Genomic DNA, 14,099 nt, shown 5'->3' on the forward strand with positions numbered 1-14,099 from the left:
GAGCATGTGGCAAAACATCATCGTGGGCGTGATCGTGGTGGTGGCGGCCGTGTCCCTGGTCTGGCGCTACCTGCCGGCAAGTTGGCGGCTGAAGGCCGGTCAGCTGCATCCGTCGCTGGCGCCCAAGGACGGGGGAGGCTGTGGCGGCTGCAGCGCCTGCGGCGGAGACAGCTGCGCACCGGACAGGCGCCAGCCATAGCGCCAGATCGGTCGCCAGGCCGGTCGCCGGGCCGCCGGCCGGTTGCACGCTCAGGCAGCGGCCAGCCAGATGCGGGCGCCGTCATCCAGCGCAGGCAGGCCATGCGCCAGGCGCGCAGCGTTGCAGCGGTCCGTGCCCATCTCGAATTCCCGGCAGGTCGATGAGCGCTGCTCGTAGATGCTGCATGCCACCTGTTCGCCGCAGCGGCCCGTGAGGGCCGTGCAGCGCACGGGGCGGCGCTCGGTGCCGTTCATGCGCCAGCGGTTGCCGTGGACCTCATGGGCCAGTTCATCGGGAACGGTGCCGCCCATGGAGCGCAGCTCGTAGACGGAAAATTCGACACGGAAGTGTTCGCAGCAGACGCCGCAGTTCAGGCAGGGATGCAGGGCTTCGGACATGGAAGTTCTTCTTCGGGAGACAGCAGGGCACGCACAGGCTTGCCGCGCCCGGTGCCCGGGGCGGCGCATAAGGCTGGGAAGAGGGGGTGCGGCCCTAGGTATGGCCCTGGAGGAACTTCAGATAGAAGGTGTGGATGCGCACGAACAGCGCACGCACCCGGGCCGCGAAATGCCGGCGCGGCCCGAAGAACGAGGGCACGCGCGTATGGCGTGCAATGTGCGGATGGCGCAATGCGCAGCCGCCCAACGGAAACACCGCCTGGGGGCGCTTGGCCTGCAGGCGGTGTCTGGAGTGTTCGTGGCTCAGGTGCATGGGTGTGAGGGAATGCGCCTGGGCCAAAGGAGTGGGCGTGATCAGCCCGGCTGGCGGCCCAGCAGCAGGTACTCCATCAGTGCCTTTTGCACGTGCATCCGGTTCTCTGCCTCATCCCAGACCACGGACTGCGGCCCGTCGATGACCTCGGCCTGCACTTCCTCGCCACGGTGGGCGGGCAGGCAGTGCATGAACAGGGCGTCGGCACGCGCGGCGGCCATCATCTCGGCATCCACGCACCAGTCGGCGAAGGCCTTCTTGCGGGCCTCGTTCTCGGCCTCGTAGCCCATGCTGGTCCACACGTCGGTGGTCACCAGGTCGGCGCCCTTGCAGGCATCCAGCGGGTCCTTGAAGACCTTGTAGCAGCCCTCGCGCGGCGCCTTGCCGCCAAAGGCCAGCTTCTCGTCCACTTCGTAGCCGCCCGGCGTGCTGACGTGGACGGTGAAGCCCAGCAGGTCGGCAGCCTGCAGCCAGGTGTTGGCCATGTTGTTGCCGTCGCCGACCCAGGCGACAGTCTTGCCCTGGATCGAGCCGCGGTGCTCGATGAAGGTGAAGATGTCGGCCAGGATCTGGCAGGGGTGGAACTCGTTGGTCAGGCCGTTGATGACGGGCACGCGCGAGTACTCGGCAAAGCGCACGATCTTGTCCTGGCCGTAGGTGCGGATCATCACCAGGTCGGTCATGCGGCTGATGACGCGCGCGCTGTCCTCGATGGGCTCGGCGCGGCCCAGCTGGCTGTCGCCCGTGGTCAGGTGGACCACCGAGCCGCCGAGCTGGTACATGCCGGCCTCGAAGCTCACGCGGGTGCGCGTGCTGGCCTTCTCGAAGATCATGGCCAGCGTGCGGTCGCTGAGCGTGTGGTGCTTTTCGTAGTTCTTGAACTTCTTCTTGATCAGGGCCGCGCGCTCGAGCACATAGGCGTACTCGTCGGCCGTGAAGTCGGAAAACTGCAGATAGTGCTTGATGGCAGTCATAGGCAGGTCCTCATTCGGACAGGAATTGCACGATCAGGGGCTTGAGCTTGGCGACCACTTCGTCGGCCTCGGCCTCGGTCATGATCAGCGGCGGCACCAGGCGCACCACGGTGTCGGCGGTCACGCTGAACAGCAGGCCGGCTTCGGCGCCACGGCCCAGCAGGGCGCCGCAGGGCTTGTTCAGCTCGATGCCGATGATCAGGCCCTGGCCGCGAACATCGACCACGCCCTTGACGTCGGCCAGCTCCTTTTGCAGCGTGGACTTCAGGCGGTCTCCCACCTTGGTGGCATGGGCCAGCAGGCCGTCTTCTTCCATGATGCGGATGGTTTCGATGCCCGCACGCATGGCCAGCGGATTGCCGCCGAAGGTGGAGCCGTGGTTGCCCGGCTGCAGCACGGTGGCCGCCTTGCCATGGGCGACGACGGCGCCGATGGGCACGCCCGAGCCCAGGCCCTTGGCCAGGGTCATCACGTCGGGGACGATGCCGGCCCACTGGTGGGCGAACCACTTGCCCGTGCGGCCCATGCCTGCCTGGACTTCGTCGAACATCATCAGCCAGCCGTTGGCATCGCACAGGGCGCGCACCTGCTGCATGTACTCGATGCGCATGGGGTGCAGGCCGCCTTCGCCCTGGATGGGCTCCATCATCACGGCAACCACGTCGGGGTTGCCGGCCGTGGCCTGCTGCAGCGCCTCGAAGTCATTGACCGGCACGCGCAGGAAGCCGTCGAGCAGCGGGCCGAAGCCGTCGCGCACCTTGGGGTTGCCCGTGGCCGTCATGGTGGCGATGGAGCGGCCGTGGAAGGCATGCTCGTAGACCACGATCACCGGCTTGGCGATGCCCTTGTCCACGCCGTACTTGCGCGCGATCTTGATGGCGGCCTCGTTGGCCTCCAGGCCCGTGCTGCAGAAGAAGACATTGGTCATCTTCGCGCGCTCGGTCAGCAGCTTGGCCAGCGTTTCCTGGCCGGGCACATGGTAGTAGTTGGAGGTGTGGATGAGCTTGGCCACCTGGTCCTGCAGCGCAGGCACCAGCTTGGGGTGGTTGTGGCCCAGCGTGTTCACTGCAATGCCGCCCAGCGCATCGAGGTACTGCTTGCCGTTGACGTCCCACACGCGGCAGCCCTGGCCTCGCTCCAGAGCGATCGGTACGCGGCCATAGGTGTTCATCACGTGGGGCGAGGCAGCCTCGATGAAAGCGGTCATTGCAAAAATCTCCTGAGCTGGAAAGTAAACGGCATCCGGGCGTTGCCGCCGCAGATGCCTGAAAAACAGCGAAGCCCGATTCTAGGGGCCGCGCAATGGCCTACCGTTGCGGTTTGCGCATCACAGCCATGCAATGAACCTACGCCACACTTGGTTAGTGCGCTGCACAACGGTCCAGCTCTTATATAAGAGATAAAATGCCTGCTTGGCCTGCCGGCAGCGATCCTGTCTGCGGGCTCTGGCTTTTTTGAAGGACTTGCGCAAACAGGAAGTGGCAAGGTGCTGGGCCCCTTGGCAAGCCGCCTGTTTTGCTCCTTGTTGCGCAAGTCGTATTTTGGTGCGCATCCTGATGGTCTCTCCCTCCAGCAAAGAACTGTTCATCCAGGGCATCACCCACGAAGGCAAGACTTTCCGGCCCAGCGACTGGGCCGAGCGGCTGGCAGGCGTCATGAGCCAGTTCCGCCCCGGTGGTGCCCAGCGCGGCAGCCACCTGAGCTACTCGCCCTGGTGTGTTCCCACAACGCTCAACGGCGTCAAGTGCGTGGTCGTGCATCGCGACCTGCGCGACTACGAGCCCATGGCCTGGGATTTCTGCCTGAATTTCGCCAAGGACAACAACCTGCAGGTTGCCGAAGCCTGCCTGATACCGGACGAGCCGGCCCGCTGAGGCCGGCTTCTTTTTTTGCGGGGCCGGTTCCCGCCCGATGTGAAGCGCGCCTGGGGTGCGTTTTTTTTCGGCTGCGCTTTGCTGGAGCCGGGCTTTTCCTTCGGTGCGATTGCCGATGGCGGCGCTTTTGTCCAGGCACAAAAAAACCGCCCGAAGGCGGTTTTCTCGTTCGCTGACAGCGCACCCGTTACAAACGGCAGATGGCCGGGGCCATCCGTGCGGTTGCCTAAGTGGATTAGGCGGCGGGGGCTGCCAGGGCCTTGACCTTGGCGGACAGGCGGCTCTTGTCGCGAGCGGCCTTGTTCTTGTGGAAGATGCCCTTGTCGGCGATCGTGTCCAGAACGGATTGGGCTGCGGCAAACAGTTCGGTTGCCTTGGCCTTGTCGCCAGTCAGAACGGCCTTCTCGACCTTCTTGACGGCGGTGCGGTACTTGGAGCGCAGCGAAGTGTTGGCTGCGTTGAGCTTGACGTCCTGGCGGGCGCGCTTGCGGCCGGATGCCAGGCGGGGGTTCTTCTTTACGGGCTTGGATGCCATGATATGTATTCCTAGTGTCTGAGGATGTTGTCGGCGAAGCGTGGGATTATAGCATGCAGTCCCTCCAGGGCCTGTGGGCCCCAGGCCGCGCAATCGGGCCTGTTGCAACGGAGTGCAAGAGCCGTCCGGCCCGCCCGGGCACGCAACTGCGGTGGCCGTGCCAGCGCATACACTCCCCACGGTGTCACTGTTCAAAGCCGCCTCCACCGTTTCCCTGCTGACGCTGGCCTCCCGTATCACCGGGCTGGTGCGCGATCTGCTCATGGCCTCCATGTTCGGAGCCAATGCGCTGACCGATGCGTTCAATGTCGCGTTCAGGATTCCCAATCTCTTTCGGCGCCTGTTCGCCGAAGGCGCCTTCAGCCAGGCCTTTGTGCCGGTGCTGGCCGCCAGCAAGGCCAAGGAGGGGGAGGAGGCCACGCGCAGGCTGATCTCCCATGTGGCCACGCTGCTGTTCTGGGTGCTGCTCGTGACCTGCGTGCTGGGCGTGGTCGGCGCGCCGCTGCTGGTCTGGCTGCTGGCCAGCGGCCTGCGCCAGTCGCCCGAAGGCTATGACGCAGCCGTGCTGATGACGCGCTGGATGTTCCCCTACATCGGCTTCATGTCGCTGGTGGCGCTGTCGTCCGGCGTGCTCAATACCTGGCGGCGCTTTGCCGTCTCGGCCGCCACGCCCGTGCTGCTGAACCTGGCCATGATTGCCGCCGCCTTCTGGGGTGCACCCTGGCTGCAGGCGCGCGGCATAGAGCCCATCTATGCCATGGCCGGCGGTGTGATGCTGGGCGGCGTGCTGCAGCTGGCGGTACAGCTGCCGGCGCTGGCAGGCCTGGGCCTGCTGCCCCGCATCGGGTTTTCTCCAGCCGCCTTGCGCCAGGCTTGGCAAGAGGCCGGCGTGCGCCGCATCCTCAGGCTGATGGCGCCGGCGCTGCTGGGCGTGGGCGTGGCCCAGGTCTCGCTGATGATCAACACCCAGATCGCCTCCTATCTGCAGCCGGGCAGCGTGACCTGGCTGTTCTATGCTGACCGGCTCATGGAGTTTCCGACGGCGCTGCTGGGCGTGGCGCTGGGCGTGGTGCTCACGCCCCAGCTGGCCGCGGCCAAGGCGGCCGACGACTCGGAGCGCTACTCGGCCATGCTGGACTGGGGGCTGCGCCTGGTGGTGCTGTTTTCCGTGCCCTGCGCGGTGGGGCTGCTCACTTTCGCCGAGCCGCTCGTGGCCACGCTGTTCCACCGTGGCGCGCTGCAGGACAGCGATGTGGGCCAGATCGCGCTGGCGCTGGTGGGCTACGGCGCCGGCCTGGTGGGCCTGGTGGCCATCAAGGTGCTGGCGCCCGGCTACTACGCAAGCCAGGACATCCGCACGCCCGTCAAGATCGCCATCGTGGTGCTGATCATCACCCAGCTGCTCAACCTGGTGCTGGTGCCCTTCATGGCGCATACGGGTCTGGCGCTGTCCATCGGCCTGGCGGCCCTGGTCAATGCGGGCTGGCTGCTGTGGGGGCTGCTGCGCCGGGGCGTCTACCGTCCCAAGCCCGGCTGGGGGCGGCTGGCCTTGCAGGTGATTGCGGCCAGCAGTCTGCTGGCCGTGCTGCTGACCTGGGGAAGCCAGCATTTCGACTGGATTGCGCTGCGTGCCAACGGATGGCAGCGCGTGGGCCTGCTTGCCGGCCTGATGGCGGCCTCGGCCCTGCTGTACTTTGGCGCGCTGTGGGCAGCCGGGCTCAAGCTGCGGGCACTGCTGCGGCGCTAGCCCGAACCCGCATAATTGCAGGCCTGGGCGCTGCAAATTCACAAGGCATCATGAGCTGGAGCTACGACGACACGCCAACGGCCCTGCAATACTTTGCAGCGCTGGTGCAAAGCGATGAACACCTGCCGCTGATGGAGGCGGCAATCAGCATCGCCCAGGATGCCGTGCCCGATCTCGACCTGCAGGCGGCCAGCGCCGAACTGGACCGGCTGCAGGTGCGCCTGGTCCAGCGCCTGGCCGGCGAAACCGATCCGCTGCAGTGCCTGCGCGGACTCAACCAGTTCTTCTACGGCGAGCTGGGCTTTGGCGGCAATCTCAACGACTACTACGACCCCGCCAACAGCTACATCCACCATGTGCTGCAGACGCGGCGCGGCATTCCCATCAGTGTGGCGCTGATCTGGCTGGAGCTGGCTGCGGCCATCGATCTGCCGGCGCAGGGCGTGAGCTTTCCCGGCCATTTCCTGGTCAAGATGCGCCTGCCCCAGGGGCAGGTGGTGATGGACCCGTTGAGTGGCGAGTCCTTTTCTGCCAACAGCCTGGCCGAGCGGCTGGAGCCCTTCTGGCAGAGCGCGGGCCTGTCGGCCGAAGAGGCCGCTCCGCTGGGCATGTACCTGCAGGGCGCCTCGCCGCGCGACGTTCTGGAGCGCATGCTGCGCAACCTGCAGGAAATCCACCATGCCCGGCGCGACTGGCCGCTGCTGGTGGCCGTGCTCAACCGGCTGGCCGTGCTGCGGCCCGACATGCCCGAGATCCTGCGGGACCGGGGGCTTGCCTATGCGCAATGGGGGGTGACCGAGCGTGCGCTTGAAGACCTGGAGCGCTTCCTGCAGTCCCAGCAGGGCGCGCAGGCCGTGGCCGTGCGCGAGGTGATCCGGCGGCTGAGAGGGCTGTAGCCGCCCGCGCGTGGGCTGATCAGACCAGCCGGACGGCTTCCAGCTCTTTCTTGAGATAGGCGTAGAACAGCGGAGCGGCCACCAGGCCTGCAGGGCCGAACACCGATTCGGCCACGAACATCACCGCCAGCAGCTCCCATACGCCCATGTGCGTGCGCTGGCCCACGACCTTGGCGTTGATCACGTACTCGGCCTTGTGGATCAGGATCAGAAAGCCCAGGCAGGCGGCGGCGGCCACAGGGGACACCGACAGGCCCACGATGGTGATCACCGCATTGCACAGCAGGTTGCCCACGATGGGCACCAGGCCTGCAATGAAGGTCAGCGTGATCAGGGCTGGCGTGTAAGGCAGGGTCAGGTTCCAGTGCGGCAGCACGCCCAGAAGGAAGATGGCCGTCAGGAAGGTGTTGAAGGCCGCAATCCAGAACTGGGCCGCCACGATCTGGCGGAAGGCCAGTCCCATGAGCCGGATGCGCTCGCGCAGCGCTGCCACCAGGGGCGGGCGGCGCGTGACCATGGGACGCACGGCGGCCAGGGCGCCGATGATCAGGCCCACGTAGGCATAGAGCAGGCCGGTGAGCCAGGCGCGGCCCGCATGGGCCAGGGCGCCGGCCTTGGCGGCCAGGTAGCTGGCCAGCAGGTGCTGGATTTCCTGTGCGCCGTCCGGCAGCTGGTCGGCCATGTCGGCCGGCAGCTTGTCACGCAGCTCCAGCACCGTGTGCGCCAGATAGTCGAGCAGCTCGCGGTACTGCTGCGGCGCGTCGGTGATGTAGGTGCGCGTGTGCGACAGCGCGCCGCTGAGCAGGGCCAGCGGCGCAAGAATGACGATGGTGGCTGCCACCAGTTGCGTCCAGCGCGGCAGCGAGCCGCGCCGGGACTTGGGCTGGGCGCGTGACAGCAGCCCGGCAAGCGCGCGCGTGACCAGAAAGCCCACGCAGACGCACAGCATGCCCGGCAGCAGCCCCTGCCACATGATCAGCAGCAGGGCGCCGGCCATCAGCACATAGCTGGACAGCGTCACGCCGCGCGTGGGCGCGGGCTGCGGGGAGATGATGGGCGAGGGCAGGTGCTGGGTCATGCGCTGCGGGCCCGTGGTCAGCGGACCTCGACAGGCTCGCCCTCGCCGCGTGCGGCGATGCGTCCGATGGTGTGGACCGTCTCGCCCAGCTTCGCGAGCGTGGCGGCCGTGGCTTCGGCAGCCTCGGCGGGCACGACAACGACCATGCCGATGCCGTTGTTGAAGGTGCGGTTCATTTCCACGGCGTCGATGCCGGCCGTCTTCTGCAGCCAGGCGAACAGCTCGGTCTGGGGCCAGCTGCCGGCATCCAGGTGGGCGGCCAGGCCTTCGGGCAGCACGCGGGGGATGTTCTCCAGCAGGCCGCCGCCCGTGATGTGGGCCAGCGCCTTGATGGGGTGCTGCTCCAGCGCCGCCAGCACGTTCTTCACGTACAGGCGCGTGGGTTCCATGATGGCCTGCTTGAACGACTTGCCGTCCAGCGTTTCGGGCAGGCTGCCCTGGCTTTCGGCGCGCTCGATGCACTTGCGCACCAGGGAGAAACCGTTGGAGTGCACGCCGGCCGAGGCCAGTCCCAGCACCACGTCGCCAGCAGCCACGCTCTGGCCCGTGAGGATCTTGGACTTTTCGACGGCGCCGACGGCAAAGCCGGCCAGATCGTATTCGCCGGCCGGGTACATGCCGGGCATTTCGGCGGTTTCACCGCCGATCAGTGCGCAGCCCGACAGCTCGCAGCCGCGCGCAATGCCGCCGACCACGGCAGCGGCCGTGTCCACGTCCAGCTTGCCGCAGGCGAAGTAGTCGAGGAAGAACAGGGGCTCGGCGCCCTGGACCAGCACGTCGTTGACGCTCATGGCCACCAGGTCGATGCCGACGGTGTCGTGCATGTTCCACTCGAAGGCCAGCTTGAGCTTGGTGCCCACGCCGTCGGTGCCCGAGACCAGCACGGGCTCCTTGTAGCGCTTGGGCACCTCGAACAGTGCGCCGAAGCCTCCGATGCCGGCCATCACGCCTTCGCGCATGGTCTTCTTGGCCAGCGGCTTGATGCGCTCGACCAGCGCGTCGCCAGCGACGATGTCGACGCCGGCGTCTTTGTAGGAGATCGGGGTAGAGGAGGGGGCAGAAGAGCTCATGGATGGGTACGGTGCGGTAGGCCCGAGGCCGGGCTGGAACCCCGGGATTCTACGGCGCCGGCCGCCGGCAGGCGCGCGCGCCAGTGGGCTTCGAGGGGGCTTTCGTTGCACAAGCGGGCCGGCTGCCGCCGTGCCGTGCGCCGCGCAGACTAAAATCCCTGTTGCGCCCGGGAACGCCCCGGCGTCGCCCGCCTTGCCGCAGCGCTGCGGCAGGGCGGGCCTGTCTTTGCTATCAACCCAATGCCGTTGCCGATTCCTTTGCCTGCTTTTGCCGCATGGACCCGCCTGGACACAGGAAAGGGGGCGCTGCGCGTATGTCGCAGATGAAGCAGCTGGCTCTGGATATCAGCATGGCGTCGAGCCCGACGCTGTCGCGCTTTTTCGTCGGCCCCAATGCCGCGGTGATCGATCATTTGCGCCATTGGGTGGGCGATGGCCGCATGCAGACGGCCCGCACGCCAGTGCCCACTTATCTTTGGGGCGAATCGGGTTCGGGCAAGACCCATCTGCTCAAGGCCGTGCGCGAGGCCCTGCGCGAGCAGGGTGCCATGGTGGGCTGGATGGATGCCTCCACCCTGTTCCCGCCGCCCTTCGACGAGCGCTGGGCGGCGGTGCTGATGGACGATGTGGACATCTACACTCCGCTGCAGCAGGCGCGGGCCTTCAACTGGTTTGTGAATGCGACGAGCCCGGCCACGGGCTCGCCGCGCTGGGTGCTGGGGGCCGGCCCGCTGCCGCCGGCAGACCTCAAGCTGCGCGAGGATCTGCGCACGCGGCTGGGCTGGGGCCATGTGTTCCAGCTGCAGCTGCTCGACGAAACCGCGCGCCGCGCGGTGCTGCGCCAGGAGGCCGATGCCCGTGGCGTTTTTCTGGGCGACGATGTGATGGACTACATGCTCAAGCGCTTCTCGCGTGACCTGGGCAGCCTGATGCAGCTGCTCGACATGCTCGACGGCTTTGCGCTGCGCAACAAGCGCGCCATCACCATTCCGTTGCTCAAGACGATGCTGGAAACCGAATGAGCCCGCATTTTCTTGTGGGCAGGGACTGCGGGAGCCGGCGGAGCCTGCGTTGCAAGGGCAGCGCGGGACCCATTTTTTTAGGATATGCATGACCTTTGATCAGAAGCAACTCCGGCCCCGGCTGGCGTTGTTCGACCTGGACCACACGCTGCTGCCGCTCGATTCGGACTATGAGTGGGGCGAGTTCACGACGCGCATCGGCTGGACCGATCCGGTCGAGTTCGGCCGCCGCAATGCCGAGTTCTTCGCGCACTACCAGGCGGGCACGCTCGACGTGCACGACTATGTGCGCTTTGCCACCGAGGCCTTCTGCGCCCGTGGCGCGCAGCAGGCCGCCGAGGCGCACGAGCGCTTCATGCGCGAGGTGATCACCCCCGCCATCCGTCCCCAGGCTCTGGAGCTGCTGCGCACGCACCAGCAGGCGGGCGACCAGATCATCATCGTCACGGCCACCAACGAGTTCGTGACGCGCCCCATCGCCGCCGCCCTCGGCGTGCAGGAATTGATCGCGGTGGAACTGGAGCGCGACGCGCAGGGCTGGTTCACGGGCGAGATCCGTGGCACGCCCAGCATGCGCGGCGGCAAGGTGCAGCGCATGCAGCAGTGGCTGGATGCGCGCGGCCTGCAGTGGAGCGGCGTGGAGACCTTCTTCTACAGCGACTCCTGGAACGACGTTCCCCTGCTCGAGCGCGTGGACCACCCCGTGGCCACCAACCCCGACACTCGGCTGCGCGCCCTGGCCCAGGAACGTGGCTGGCGCATTCTGGACCTGTTTGGCGAAGCACCATGATCAAGAACATCATCGACAAGCTGCTGGGCAAGGCCTCGGCCGCCCCACGGGCGCGCAAGTCGCCCTTCGGCAAGCGCCAGGAGGTGCCCGTGCAGGTGCACGGCATCGATCCCAACCTGGTGGACCGGCGTGCCCTCGACGTGGTCGAGACGCTGCAGGACGCTGGCTACGAGGCCTACATCGTCGGCGGCGCCGTGCGCGACCTGCTGCTGGGCCTGCGCCCCAAGGACTTCGACGTGGCCACCAATGCCACGCCCGAGCAGGTCAAGGGCCTGTTCCGCCGCGCCTTCATCATCGGCAAGCGCTTTCGCATCGTGCACGTGGTCTATGGTCGCGGGCGCGAGAACGAGGTCATCGAAGTCTCCACCTTCCGCGCCTTCCTGGACAACAGCGCGGCCGAGGCCGTGAGCGGCAACGAGCGCACCAGCAAGGCCCAGCTCGCCGGCATGCACCATGCGGTGGACGCCAGCGGCCGCGTGCTGCGCGACAACGTCTGGGGTCCGCAGGACCAGGATGCCACGCGCCGCGACTTCACGATCAACGCCATGTACTACGACCCGCGCACGCAGATCGTGGTCGACTATCACAAGGGCATTGACGACGCCAAGAAGCGCATGCTGCGCATGATTGGCGACCCGGCCACGCGCTACCGTGAAGATCCGGTGCGCATCATCCGCGCCGTGCGCTTCGCCGCCAAGCTGGCGGGCAAGGGCTTCAAGCTCGAGCCCAAGACGGCCAAGCCCCTGGTGGAGTGCGAGCCGCTGCTGGCCGATGTGCCGCAAAGCCGCCTGTTCGATGAAATGCTCAAGCTGCTGCAGACCGGCCATGCGCTGGCTTCGGTGGAGCAATTGCGCGGCCTGGGCCTGGCGCGCGGCATCTACTCGCTGCTGGATGTGGTGGTCGAGCGTGCCGAGCAGCCCTTCGTGCAGGCCGCTCTGACCGATACCGATCGCCGTGTCGAGGAAGGCAAGCCCGTGGCACCCAGCTTCCTGCTGGCCTGCGTGCTGTGGCATGACGTGAAGACCGGCTGGGAGCGCCGCCTGAACCAGCGTCAGCACCCGTTTCCCGCGCTGCAGGAATCCATCGACGAAGTGTTCGACCAGCGCATCGGCGATGTCTCGGGACGCGGCAAGCTGGCCGCCGACATGCGCGAGATCTGGGTCATGCAGCCGCGCTTCGACAAGCGCACGGGCGCCACGCCGTTCAGCCTGGTGGCCCAGCCGCGCTTTCGCGCGGGCTTCGATTTCATGCGGCTGCGCGCCGATATCGGCGAGGTCGAGGAAAGCCTGGCCAGCTGGTGGCAGGAGTTCCAGAATGCCGACGACGCGCGCCGCGACGACCTGATCGCCCAGGCGCGCGACGAGCAGCGCGCCCGCCAGCGCAGCGCCGAACCCAAGGTGCACCGCGTGCCCAAGGTCCGCCAGCCGCGCGATGGCGTGAACCTGGCGGAAGGCGTGCAACCTGAGGATCCCGCACCGGCACAGGCTGGCAGCGAGGAGGCTGCAGCGCCCAAGAAGCGGCGGCGCCGCCGCCGCAAGCCCCAGGGCGGGGGCGATGGCGGCATGGGCGGCGATGACTGAGCCAGGCCACTGGGTCGCCATCGGCCTGGGAGCCAACCTCGGTGACTGCGGCCAGGCCCTGGGCCAGGCCTTGAAGGCCATCGGCGGCCTGACGGGCACGCGCCTGCTGGCCGTCTCCTCGCTCTACAGCACGGCGCCCATCGATTCCAGCGGTCCCGACTATCTGAACGCCGTGGCCGCCGTGCGCACCACGCTGCAGCCGCTGGCGCTGCTCGATGCGCTGCAGGCCATCGAACTGGCGGCCGGGCGCGAGCGCCCCTACCGCAATGCGCCGCGCACGCTGGACCTGGACATCGAGCTGTGGGGCGACGAGCGCATCGCGCTGCCGCGCCTGAGCGTGCCGCACCCGCGCATGCACGAGCGCGCCTTCGTGCTCGTGCCGCTGGCCGAGATCGCGCCTGAGCGCGTCACGCCCGCGCAGCTGCAGGCCGTGGCGGGGCAGGGCATCTGCCTGGCGCACAAGCCTGGCTGGCATCTCCGGCAAGCCTGAATCCCGACAGTGGCCTGAATGAAAAAGCCGCAGCGCCCTGAGGGCGGCTGCGGCTTTTTGCCAGGCGGGACGCGATGGATCGGCTCAGTCCACCTTCGCTCCGGAGGCCTTGACGATGGCCTGGTACTTGGCGCGCTCGGCCGCCATGAACCTGTCGAACTCGGCGGGCGTGGAGGACACGGGCTCGGCCATCAGGGTCTCGAAGCGGGTCTTGGTCTCGGGCGCGGCCAGTGCGTCGGCAAAGGCCCGGCTCAGCTTGTCCAGCACGGGCTTGGGCGTGCCGGCCGGGGCCACCAGGCCCCACCAGGTGTCGATGGCAAAGCCGGGGAAGGTCTTGGACAGCGCGGGCACGCCGGGCAGCAGCGTGGTGGGGTTCAGCGAGGTCACGGCCAGCGCCTTGAGCTTGCCCGAGCGGATATTGGGCGCAGCGGCAGCCAGGTTGTCGATGTTGAAGTCCACCTCGCCCGACAGCAGGGCCAGCTGGGCCGGGTTGGCGCCACGGTAGGGCACGTGCAGGGCGAAGATGCCGGCTTTTTGCTTGAGCATTTCGCCGGCCAGGTGGCCTGCGCTGCCGTTGCCGCCGCTGCCGTAGTTGAGCTTGCCGGGGTGGGACTTGGCGTAGGCGATCAGGTCGGCCACGCTGTGGATCTTGAGCTGCTCGGCACGGGCCGCATTCATCACCAGCACGTTGGGCACGCGCACCATCTGGGTGATGCCCGCGAAGTCCTTGCCCGCGTCGTAGGGCATCTTGGTGTACAGCCAGGGATTGACGGCATGGGTGGCCGTGGCGGCCAGGCCGATGGTCATGCCGTCCGGCGTGGCGCGGGCAATGGCGTCGGCGCCGATGTTGCCGCCGGCGCCGGCCTTGTTGTCGATGATCACCACCCCCAGGGAGTCACGCACCCGCTCGGCCAGCGCGCGCGCGGTGATGTCCAGCGGACCGCCGGGCGCATAGGGCACGATCAGGCGGATGGGCTCTTGCGCCAGGGCAAGCGGGGAGGCCAGGGCAGCAGCGGCCGCCATGACCGAGAGAAGGCTGTTTCTACGGTTCATAGGGGCGCTATTGTGCAAAAAAATTGCGACGCCTGGCTGCGCGCAGGTATGGGAAGCAGTTTTTCTGCGTATTGCTTGAT

Annotated in this window: 16 protein-coding genes; 8 read left to right on the top strand and 8 right to left on the bottom strand. The window is 67.4% G+C overall.

Features of this window, described 5'->3' with window-relative positions; translation table 11 throughout:
• The first annotated feature begins 4 nt into the window (after positions 1-4).
• A complete protein-coding gene (locus tag GRX31_RS13420) occupies positions 5-199 on the top strand; it encodes a hypothetical protein (protein WP_034365348.1) in 195 nt (64 codons plus the stop codon).
• Between the two features lie 50 nt (positions 200-249).
• On the opposite strand, the gene GRX31_RS13425 is transcribed toward GRX31_RS13420, so the two are convergent.
• The 4 genes from GRX31_RS13425 to GRX31_RS13440 all read right to left on the bottom strand — a co-directional run bounded on the left by GRX31_RS13425 (position 250) and on the right by GRX31_RS13440 (position 3,091).
• Positions 250-597: a YkgJ family cysteine cluster protein gene (locus GRX31_RS13425; RefSeq protein ID WP_016448986.1), complete on the bottom strand. Its 348-nt coding sequence runs from the start codon at positions 595-597 to the stop codon at positions 250-252.
• Between the two features lie 94 nt (positions 598-691).
• Positions 692-910: a hypothetical protein gene (locus tag GRX31_RS13430; protein WP_016448985.1), complete on the bottom strand. Its 219-nt coding sequence runs from the start codon at positions 908-910 to the stop codon at positions 692-694.
• 41 nt (positions 911-951) lie between these two features.
• On the bottom strand, positions 952-1,884 hold the full coding sequence (gene argF / locus GRX31_RS13435) for an ornithine carbamoyltransferase (protein ID WP_016448984.1): 933 nt from the start codon (positions 1,882-1,884) through the stop codon (positions 952-954).
• Between the two features lie 10 nt (positions 1,885-1,894).
• On the bottom strand, positions 1,895-3,091 hold the full coding sequence (locus tag GRX31_RS13440; protein WP_016448983.1) for an aspartate aminotransferase family protein: 1,197 nt from the start codon (positions 3,089-3,091) through the stop codon (positions 1,895-1,897).
• Positions 3,092-3,440: 349 nt separating this feature from the next.
• On the opposite strand from GRX31_RS13440, the gene GRX31_RS13445 reads away from it, so the two are divergent.
• Complete coding sequence (locus GRX31_RS13445) at positions 3,441-3,758, top strand: DUF3579 domain-containing protein (protein WP_012204103.1); 318 nt, start codon at positions 3,441-3,443, stop codon at positions 3,756-3,758.
• A 235-nt stretch (positions 3,759-3,993) separates the two neighbouring features.
• Here GRX31_RS13445 and rpsT read toward each other — a convergent pair whose 3' ends face one another.
• Positions 3,994-4,293: a 30S ribosomal protein S20 gene (gene rpsT / locus GRX31_RS13450; protein WP_016448982.1), complete on the bottom strand. Its 300-nt coding sequence runs from the start codon at positions 4,291-4,293 to the stop codon at positions 3,994-3,996.
• Between the two features lie 181 nt (positions 4,294-4,474).
• Here rpsT and murJ point away from each other — a divergent pair, with 181 nt between their 5' ends.
• Together murJ and GRX31_RS13460 are read left to right on the top strand one after the other, a co-directional pair.
• Complete coding sequence (gene murJ, locus GRX31_RS13455; protein WP_016452589.1) at positions 4,475-6,040, top strand: murein biosynthesis integral membrane protein MurJ; 1,566 nt, start codon at positions 4,475-4,477, stop codon at positions 6,038-6,040.
• A gap of 50 nt (positions 6,041-6,090) precedes the next feature.
• Complete coding sequence (locus tag GRX31_RS13460; protein WP_016448980.1) at positions 6,091-6,936, top strand: SirB1 family protein; 846 nt, start codon at positions 6,091-6,093, stop codon at positions 6,934-6,936.
• Between the two features lie 19 nt (positions 6,937-6,955).
• Here the strand turns inward: GRX31_RS13460 and GRX31_RS13465 are convergent, their stop codons facing one another.
• Together GRX31_RS13465 and purM are read right to left on the bottom strand one after the other, a co-directional pair.
• Positions 6,956-8,014, bottom strand: coding sequence for an AI-2E family transporter (locus tag GRX31_RS13465; RefSeq protein WP_016448979.1), 1,059 nt, complete (start codon positions 8,012-8,014; stop codon positions 6,956-6,958).
• A 17-nt stretch (positions 8,015-8,031) separates the two neighbouring features.
• Positions 8,032-9,084: a phosphoribosylformylglycinamidine cyclo-ligase gene (gene purM, locus GRX31_RS13470; RefSeq protein WP_160853144.1), complete on the bottom strand. Its 1,053-nt coding sequence runs from the start codon at positions 9,082-9,084 to the stop codon at positions 8,032-8,034.
• Positions 9,085-9,407: 323 nt separating this feature from the next.
• Between purM and hda the strand changes: the two genes are divergently transcribed.
• The 4 genes from hda to folK all read left to right on the top strand — a co-directional run bounded on the left by hda (position 9,408) and on the right by folK (position 12,966).
• Positions 9,408-10,106, top strand: a complete 699-nt coding sequence (hda, locus tag GRX31_RS13475) for a DnaA regulatory inactivator Hda (RefSeq protein WP_026062235.1) — start codon at positions 9,408-9,410, stop codon at positions 10,104-10,106.
• An 88-nt stretch (positions 10,107-10,194) separates the two neighbouring features.
• Positions 10,195-10,896 carry an HAD family hydrolase gene (locus tag GRX31_RS13480; RefSeq protein ID WP_160853146.1) on the top strand — a complete coding sequence of 234 codons (702 nt, stop codon included), beginning with the start codon at positions 10,195-10,197 and terminating at the stop codon, positions 10,894-10,896.
• A complete protein-coding gene (pcnB, locus tag GRX31_RS13485; protein ID WP_016448976.1) occupies positions 10,893-12,476 on the top strand; it encodes a polynucleotide adenylyltransferase PcnB in 1,584 nt (527 codons plus the stop codon). The genes GRX31_RS13480 and pcnB overlap by 4 nt, the downstream gene beginning before the upstream one ends.
• Positions 12,451-12,966, top strand: a complete 516-nt coding sequence (gene folK / locus GRX31_RS13490; RefSeq protein ID WP_016452586.1) for a 2-amino-4-hydroxy-6-hydroxymethyldihydropteridine diphosphokinase — start codon at positions 12,451-12,453, stop codon at positions 12,964-12,966. Before pcnB ends, folK begins: the two co-directional genes overlap by 26 nt.
• 84 nt (positions 12,967-13,050) lie before the next feature.
• Here folK and GRX31_RS13495 read toward each other — a convergent pair whose 3' ends face one another.
• Positions 13,051-14,019 carry a Bug family tripartite tricarboxylate transporter substrate binding protein gene (locus tag GRX31_RS13495; RefSeq protein ID WP_026062233.1) on the bottom strand — a complete coding sequence of 323 codons (969 nt, stop codon included), beginning with the start codon at positions 14,017-14,019 and terminating at the stop codon, positions 13,051-13,053.
• Positions 14,020-14,099 lie beyond the last annotated feature (80 nt).

The organism is Delftia sp. CH05, assembly GCF_009827015.1.
GTDB lineage: Bacteria > Pseudomonadota > Gammaproteobacteria > Burkholderiales > Burkholderiaceae_C > Comamonas > Comamonas tsuruhatensis.

What these genes read in the sequence shown, in the direction of transcription:
- GRX31_RS13495 (WP_026062233.1), bottom strand. Translation starts at nt 14,019, where the DNA reads ATGAACCGTAGAAACAGCCTTCTCTCGGTCATGGCGGCCGCTGCTGCC.
- GRX31_RS13465 (WP_016448979.1), bottom strand. Translation starts at nt 8,014, where the DNA reads ATGACCCAGCACCTGCCCTCGCCCATCATCTCCCCGCAGCCCGCGCCC.
- pcnB (WP_016448976.1), top strand. Translation starts at nt 10,893, where the DNA reads ATGATCAAGAACATCATCGACAAGCTGCTGGGCAAGGCCTCGGCCGCC.
- rpsT (WP_016448982.1), bottom strand. Translation starts at nt 4,293, where the DNA reads ATGGCATCCAAGCCCGTAAAGAAGAACCCCCGCCTGGCATCCGGCCGC.
- purM (WP_160853144.1), bottom strand. Translation starts at nt 9,084, where the DNA reads ATGAGCTCTTCTGCCCCCTCCTCTACCCCGATCTCCTACAAAGACGCC.
- GRX31_RS13445 (WP_012204103.1), top strand. Translation starts at nt 3,441, where the DNA reads ATGGTCTCTCCCTCCAGCAAAGAACTGTTCATCCAGGGCATCACCCAC.
- argF (WP_016448984.1), bottom strand. Translation starts at nt 1,884, where the DNA reads ATGACTGCCATCAAGCACTATCTGCAGTTTTCCGACTTCACGGCCGAC.
- GRX31_RS13480 (WP_160853146.1), top strand. Translation starts at nt 10,195, where the DNA reads ATGACCTTTGATCAGAAGCAACTCCGGCCCCGGCTGGCGTTGTTCGAC.
- GRX31_RS13440 (WP_016448983.1), bottom strand. Translation starts at nt 3,091, where the DNA reads ATGACCGCTTTCATCGAGGCTGCCTCGCCCCACGTGATGAACACCTAT.
- GRX31_RS13425 (WP_016448986.1), bottom strand. Translation starts at nt 597, where the DNA reads ATGTCCGAAGCCCTGCATCCCTGCCTGAACTGCGGCGTCTGCTGCGAA.
- folK (WP_016452586.1), top strand. Translation starts at nt 12,451, where the DNA reads ATGGCGGCATGGGCGGCGATGACTGAGCCAGGCCACTGGGTCGCCATC.
- GRX31_RS13420 (WP_034365348.1), top strand. Translation starts at nt 5, where the DNA reads ATGTGGCAAAACATCATCGTGGGCGTGATCGTGGTGGTGGCGGCCGTG.
- GRX31_RS13460 (WP_016448980.1), top strand. Translation starts at nt 6,091, where the DNA reads ATGAGCTGGAGCTACGACGACACGCCAACGGCCCTGCAATACTTTGCA.
- GRX31_RS13430 (WP_016448985.1), bottom strand. Translation starts at nt 910, where the DNA reads ATGCACCTGAGCCACGAACACTCCAGACACCGCCTGCAGGCCAAGCGC.
- hda (WP_026062235.1), top strand. Translation starts at nt 9,408, where the DNA reads ATGAAGCAGCTGGCTCTGGATATCAGCATGGCGTCGAGCCCGACGCTG.